1 protein-coding gene is annotated in these 1450 nt (G+C 68.3%); it reads right to left on the reverse strand.

From position 1 onward, the window contains the following. Positions 1 to 115 precede the first annotated feature (115 nt). The gene (locus tag ACIPEK_RS46665; protein ID WP_402009134.1) at positions 116 to 1381 is read right to left on the reverse strand and encodes an IS701 family transposase; all 1266 of its coding nucleotides are present in this window, start codon (positions 1379 to 1381) and stop codon (positions 116 to 118) included. Positions 1382 to 1450 lie beyond the last annotated feature (69 nt).

Here is a 1450-nt window from a genome sequence, read left to right on the forward strand (position 1 = left end):
CTAGTAGTGCTTGGTCATGTTGGTGCGGGGTCTGGCATGTTGCGGTGACAGGTGGGGCAGGCGCCGGTCCAGATCGCGAGGAGTATCTGCAGCTCGTGGACGACTCGGTAGAGGCTCAGGCCGACGCCGTCTCTTTTGGGGATCGGCTCAGTCGCTGCAGGGTGCAGAAGGCGTGGGCGACCGAGACGAGGGTGACGTGGTGGTGCCAGCCTGGCCAGGTTCGGCCTTCGAAGTGGGCCAGGCCCAGGGCCTGTTTCATCTCGCGGTAGTCGTTCTCGATGCGCCAGCGGAGCTTCGCGGTGCGCACGAGGACGGGCAACGGGGTGGTTGCGGGCAGGTTGGAGAGCCAGAACTGCACGGGCTCGTCCTGGTCGGCGGGCCATTCGGCCAGCAACCAGCGGACCGGAAGCTCGGTGGCGGCCGTGGCCTTGCGGATCTCGCGTCCGGCGGGCCGGATCCGCAGGGCCACGAAGCGCGAGTACCTGCGTTTGTGCCCGCTGCGGCCACTGCCCGGCCGTGATCCCTCCCTCCACTGCACCGGCCGCGCGGAAGACTTTCCGGCCGCGATGACCAGGCTCTTCACCCTCCGGGCCGGCTCGGGGTAGGCAGGAACCGGCCGTCTGCCCCGGCCTGTGTAGGCCGGGGCAGACGGCTGTGCGTCCTCGGGCTGTGCGGTGGTCGAGGTCGAGATGCCCACCACGTAATCGAGACCGCGTTCTTCCAGGCCGAGCCGGAAGGCGGCGGTGTCACCATAGCCGCCGTCGGCGATGACCTGGGGCACCTCGATGCCCCAGGACCGCGTCTCGTCGATCATGTCGAGGGCCAGCTGCCACTTCTCGACATGGCCCACCTGGGCAGGGATGGCGCACTTGCCACGGCGAGCCACTTTGGCCTGATCGGCCTTCGGCGAGGCGGGATCCCAGCTCCCGGGCAGGAACAGACGCCAGTTCACCGCCGCCGAGGCGCCGTTGGAAGCCAGGTGCAGCGACACCCCGGCCTGGCAGTTGGTGACCTTGCCCGCAGTGCCGGTGTACTGCCGGGTCACACACGCCGACGCATCCCCGTCCTTGAGGAACCCGGTGTCATCGATGATCAACGCGGTGGGCTTGACGACCGGCTGCATACGCCAGGCCAGACGGGCCCGCACATGCGCCGCATCCCACGGGCTGGAGGTGATGAAGTGGGCCAGCGCCTGCCGGTTCCCGTCTTCGCCCAGGCGGGCGGCCATCGGTTCCACCGACTTGCGCCCGCCGTCCAGCAGCAGGCCCCGCAGATAGACCCCACCCCACCGACGCTGATCCGCTCGCGCGAACGGCTCGAACATCTCCGCCGCGAAGTCCTCCAGATCACACCGGACCGCAGCCAACTCCCCACTCAGCACGTCCTGTCAACGACACGACCCATCAAGAAGACACGCCATCGCAGACCGCACATGACCAAGCACTACTAG

Origin of the sequence: Streptomyces sp. NPDC088246, assembly GCF_044741025.1 — a bacterium.
Classification (GTDB): domain Bacteria; phylum Actinomycetota; class Actinomycetes; order Streptomycetales; family Streptomycetaceae; genus Streptomyces.